Source organism: Pseudomonas sp. B424 (genome assembly GCF_055408345.1).
This window is the reverse complement of the sequence record NZ_JBUZTL010000055.1, coordinates 1-4,518: the sequence shown is the minus strand read 5'-3', so window position 1 is coordinate 4,518 and position 4,518 is coordinate 1. Positions and strand designations below refer to the sequence as shown.

The window sequence follows — 4,518 nt, the reverse complement described above, 5'->3', positions numbered from 1 at the left end:
ACTGCTACGACTGATGGGTTTGACGGATGCGGAGTAGAGCGCCACGGTTTTTGATTCTCGATTTTCTTGTGATCTGTTTTTGATTTGTCGGCATCGCCGACCGCCTGCAAACGTAGTTTGCGTAAGTGCGCCCTTCTCTTCTTTCAGGGTAGGTCTGTGCACGTCAATACTCTAGCGTAGAATGACCATAACCGACACCATCAAAGGCATAACAGACATGGCTGATTTAGACGACCTGAAACGAAAACGTGACCAACTAACAGCCAAGATTCAGCAGGCAGAAGCACGGCAACGAGCTACAGCCAAGAAGGCAGAAGACAGGGTCAAGGTTTTGGTTGGAGCGGCTGTACTGCATCAACAAACCCAATCCACCGAAAAGCGTGCTGCTCTGTTGACTCTTCTGGATGGTTTCTTGACTCGACCCGCTGAACGATTGGCTGTTCTAGGGGAGAATGGCCAAGGTTCTGAGGCATTCAAACGACTAGTTTCGAAAACACCTGAATGATCTTTTGGGTGTGTTCGGTACTCCCCAAACCCATGAACGACTCCCATCGTCAGCAGGTTCGTCAAGGTGAAATGGTCTGGGTTTCAAGCCGGGGGATTGGTGGAAAAGGCCTGTTTGATTTCATCGTAATTCACGCTACGTATTCCACTATCAGTTGACTTCACGCTCATATTTGATTAGCTTGAAGTTGCCTAGATGGCACGTTCAATACCTCAGCAATCAGAGCTGCGCTATCCGTGCCCTAGGCGATATACCCTCTCGCTCGACCCTTCGCAGTACCTCTAACGTTCCCAAATCAACAAACCATCGTTCTTCCATTTGGCGATTATGTCTCGGTTGTCTTTGGCATACCCGCTGGAAAGCCAATGCACGGATGGCTTCCCCTTAGCCATACGCTTACCAAGCTCAATCGGTAGGATAATCGGCCGTTCTCTGAGCGTTTCCAAGCTCATGACCACCACCGAAGTGTCAGGTCTTGTCGCCGACTTGAATATCTTCTCTGGCTGACAGATCAAGCCGTGCAAGCCGCATAAGTGCTCTTCCTTGAGTCCATGATCAAAGATCATTTTCTCAAGGACGGAGATGGTCGTAACCAACTCCAGGTCTTCGCACTGCAACAAGCCCAGCATTTCCTGGGAAAATCGCCCAATGGAGAGCATCGCTCTCATTCGATCAGGCTCGATAGGGCCAGCTAGACCTGTATTTTTAATCCAGGCAACAAGCTCAGCCGTCAGTTGCTCGCGGGTCATCACTGCTTCCGAAAGGTACGCAAAAAACTGGGAGTGTACAGCGCGAAAACTGCCTGCAGGTAGGCCACTATTCGTGGTCAATGCCAGACAGTTACGTGAAGACCAAAGACAAAAGCATTCGCTCCGCTCACCAGCTCGACCCCCTAAAGGGGGACCCCCACTCGCTGGAGTAGATCCAGAACGGGTTATGACCCTTGAGAGCAAGAGCAGGGGCAAGGCTGGCTGACGCGCAGCTAGAGCCGCAGGGCGGCAAGATGATGCTGGCTGGCGCGCCGGTTGAGGTTCCCACTGGCGTGGGAGCCCCTACGATTGGCCTTAAAAAAAGCCTCTCGCATGGCTCCACGCAGCGGGGAAATTTCGGAGGAATAAACACTCCCGACTCCCACTCCCAACAGGCGTTCCAGACTTTCAGGGGGTTGTTTACAGCAGTAGCCCCTAGCCCTCTTCGGCGTCTGGCGGTTGGTGGGTTTTAAGACAGTGACAGCGCCCGTGGTTGGGTTTTTACGCTGCCCTGCCGTTGCCTTCTCGCCCTTTCGGGTCGCACCTAACCGGCTATACCGGCTGCTGTGAAGAGATCCCTTGATCAGCAGCTGTACTCCCCCAAGCCCAAAGCATCATGGTATCCAAGCGTCGGGGGGAGGTGTCGGGAAGAGGCTGGAGGCTTTACAGCGGGGGGTTTCCCACGCAGAATTGGCTTTCCAGGTCTCGAATCCCGCCTCCTAAAGCAGAATTCCCCGAGACCTAGGCTGGAGGTGTTACAAGCACCCGCCCAGCCCGTGAAACCCCGCCTTGGCGGGGTTTCGTCGTTTCTACGACCGTGAAAGTGTTCCACGGGCGTAAGTAATCGCGAAACACAATATCTTGTGTTTTCCCTTTGGCGTCAAACGCCTGTGGAACATCTTTTATTCAGACAAAGTTTCCGAATCGGAAACTTTGCCCGTTTGGTGAGCCATTTTGGGGCGCTGTGGCGCAGCCGCAGGGCATCGAAAAGGCCGACAAGCGCAGCGCGTCAGAGCTTTTCAAACCATATGACCTTGTTGTCACGAAAAACTTGAAACAAGTCTTCATTTTGAAGAGCACTTCTCATCACAGCCTTAACCGCAGCGTGTCGAGACAATCGAAAGCATGCGATAGCGAGTCCAACACCAACAAAAAACCACCACCACGCGAAAACAAAAGCCATCACGATCCCAGCGATGACAACAATGGGCAGAGCCATTCCATACAAGGGCCCTAAAAACCCGGTATCAAGACCGCTAGACGCTGCTTTGATCGCTAATCCTCGATCCACATAGAATCCTAATTTCCCCTCCTGATAAGCACGCTTCGTCTCAATCCAAGTTAAAGAATTGACACCGGACTGCTCACCAAAATAGTCCCTTTTTTCGTTATCACGCATGGCTATATTCCCTATAATTTTTCGTAACAGCCGGGCCTTTTGACTGTTCCTCTCTCACGCCTGTATGCACAAATCAGTAACCCTGCAAAATCATCCAGCGCTGTCCGTTTTGACCGTACTGATCGCCTTTCTCAGCCTTCGGATCGATCCTTGCACACAGCCGTTTGGAATCGCCACATACAGACAGCTGAACCCGCCCCCCTTGGGCCTCCAGGGCGGCAACATCGGCTCTGAGGTCAGCGATTTCGTTGGGACTGGGTACCAAAAGCATCGACAACCCCACGATGGAAGCCAGCAGCACGCAACTGGTTGAAGTCCAGATGACCGCCCACTTCCAGCTGATAGAACTTGCTGCTTGATGCAGGCTTTCTTCCGCCTTCTCAGCACGCGCTGTAACGCCCTGTAGCGCTTTCACAGCCGGGTTTACAGAATCTCCAAGAGTGGACTGAGTTTGCTGCTGGACGTTCGCTAGCGCGGCCTGAACCGCCTTCTCAACCGCGATCCGCGTGGCTTTCTCGATGATAAGCGCCGAGGCCTGACCCGCTTTGTGCATCTCTTCAACGGCTGTGCCAGCACGGGCTATGACCGCATTCAGTGCAACCTGTCGATCCTCCAGCTTTTGCAGTGCCTCACTGGCCGCTCGCTGCTGCTCTTTGGCTACTGCCATCAGGCCAAATAGCTCCTGCTCACTGATGTTCAAATTCTTCCCCTTACATGCCGAAGTCAGGGCCTTTGTTTGGGCCTTTATCGTGGTTTAACTGGTCTTTTTCGAATCGTTTTAAGGCCGCTTTGGCCTGCTCTTGCCGTTCGAGTGCGGCGCGCTCCAGGGCAACTCTGTGCAGCTCGTTGGCCATGCGTTCGCGCTCCGCCTCAATACGGGCGTTGATGTCTTGGTTTTGCTGGAAGCGAGCATTGAAAGCGGCCATTCCATCAGCAGCGGCTTTAGCGATTTGTTCGCGTGCAGCACGCTCTGCCCGAGCTTTTTCAAAGCTAAAAATCTGTGCCGACACCATGCCCAGCTCTGCCCGGTCGATCACCAGTTCGCGGGTATGGTCATTCGCTGCAGCTCGATCCAGAGCGCCCAACGGCGCCCGGCCTTTACGGGCCGACTCGCGCCTGATCTGCGTCACCCTTGGGCCTTCGTGAAGGGTTGCCGGCCGATCCAGCTCCGCAGCTCGATCCATGTCGCCGGCATCGAGCGCAGCGGCGCGCTGCTCAATCAAAGAACGCCGATCCACCCGCGCCTCAAGCCCGGCGCGCTCCAGTGATTGGTTGGTTCGACCCTCGATCATGGCCCGTATCCACTCCACCTCTTGCGGGCCGCGCTTCACGTCGTCCAGTTCGCGGGTCTTCTCGCCCAACTGGCCCGACGCATCAAGGCGGCGCGTGGTCATCAATATATGGACGTGGTGATTGCGGTTGTCGCCCTCTCGGTCGGGCTGGTGAACGGCCAGCGTTCCCGCTATGCCGTAGCGATCGGCCAAGCCCTGGGCAATCGACTTGGCCAGCTCTCGGCGTTGTACCTGGTCAAGTTCGTGAGGCAGTGCGACGAGCACTTCCCGGGCCACTCGGGCGTTCTTGCGAACCTCGGCGGCTTCGGCCTTGTTCCACAGTTCAGAACCTGACTGTGGAGCCATACCGACCGGAGCAAATGACTCGACGTGATCCACGCCGGAACGGCGGGTGTAGTCGTGAATGTCGCCGGTACGCTCGTCGATGATTCGCTCTGCATTCCGATACGCAGCAGCGGCAGTGGCGGAACGGCCACTGCTACGACTGATGGGTTTGACGGATGCGGAGTAGAGCGCCACGGTTTTTGATTCTCGATTTTCTTGTGATCTGTTTTTGATTTGTCGGCATCGCCG

At 54.8% G+C, this 4,518-nt stretch carries 5 protein-coding genes; 1 reads left to right on the top strand and 4 read right to left on the bottom strand.

The annotated features are described in order from the left end of the window. Positions 1-217: 217 nt before the first annotated feature. Entirely contained in the window at positions 218-505 is a 288-nt protein-coding gene (locus ACZRMS_RS26120; protein ID WP_463997627.1) for a hypothetical protein, read from the top strand. Positions 506-786: 281 nt separating this feature from the next. Here ACZRMS_RS26120 and ACZRMS_RS26115 read toward each other — a convergent pair whose 3' ends face one another. The 4 genes from ACZRMS_RS26115 to mobQ form a co-directional block, all read right to left on the bottom strand. Next, complete coding sequence (locus ACZRMS_RS26115) at positions 787-1,254, bottom strand: MuF-C-terminal domain-containing protein (protein ID WP_463997626.1); 468 nt, start codon at positions 1,252-1,254, stop codon at positions 787-789. A 1,009-nt stretch (positions 1,255-2,263) separates the two neighbouring features. Next, positions 2,264-2,653 carry a hypothetical protein gene (locus tag ACZRMS_RS26110; RefSeq protein ID WP_463997625.1) on the bottom strand — a complete coding sequence of 130 codons (390 nt, stop codon included), beginning with the start codon at positions 2,651-2,653 and terminating at the stop codon, positions 2,264-2,266. Between the two features lie 73 nt (positions 2,654-2,726). Then, complete coding sequence (locus ACZRMS_RS26105) at positions 2,727-3,353, bottom strand: hypothetical protein (protein ID WP_463997624.1); 627 nt, start codon at positions 3,351-3,353, stop codon at positions 2,727-2,729. Between the two features lie 10 nt (positions 3,354-3,363). Beyond that, positions 3,364-4,464, bottom strand: a complete 1,101-nt coding sequence (gene mobQ / locus ACZRMS_RS26100; protein ID WP_463997623.1) for a MobQ family relaxase — start codon at positions 4,462-4,464, stop codon at positions 3,364-3,366. Positions 4,465-4,518: the final 54 nt, after the last annotated feature.

Excerpts from the sequence above, each read along its gene's own strand:
- ACZRMS_RS26120 (WP_463997627.1), top strand. The coding sequence starts at position 218 with ATGGCTGATTTAGACGACCTGAAACGAAAACGTGACCAACTAACAGCC.
- ACZRMS_RS26115 (WP_463997626.1), bottom strand. The coding sequence starts at position 1,254 with ATGACCCGCGAGCAACTGACGGCTGAGCTTGTTGCCTGGATTAAAAAT.
- ACZRMS_RS26110 (WP_463997625.1), bottom strand. The coding sequence starts at position 2,653 with ATGCGTGATAACGAAAAAAGGGACTATTTTGGTGAGCAGTCCGGTGTC.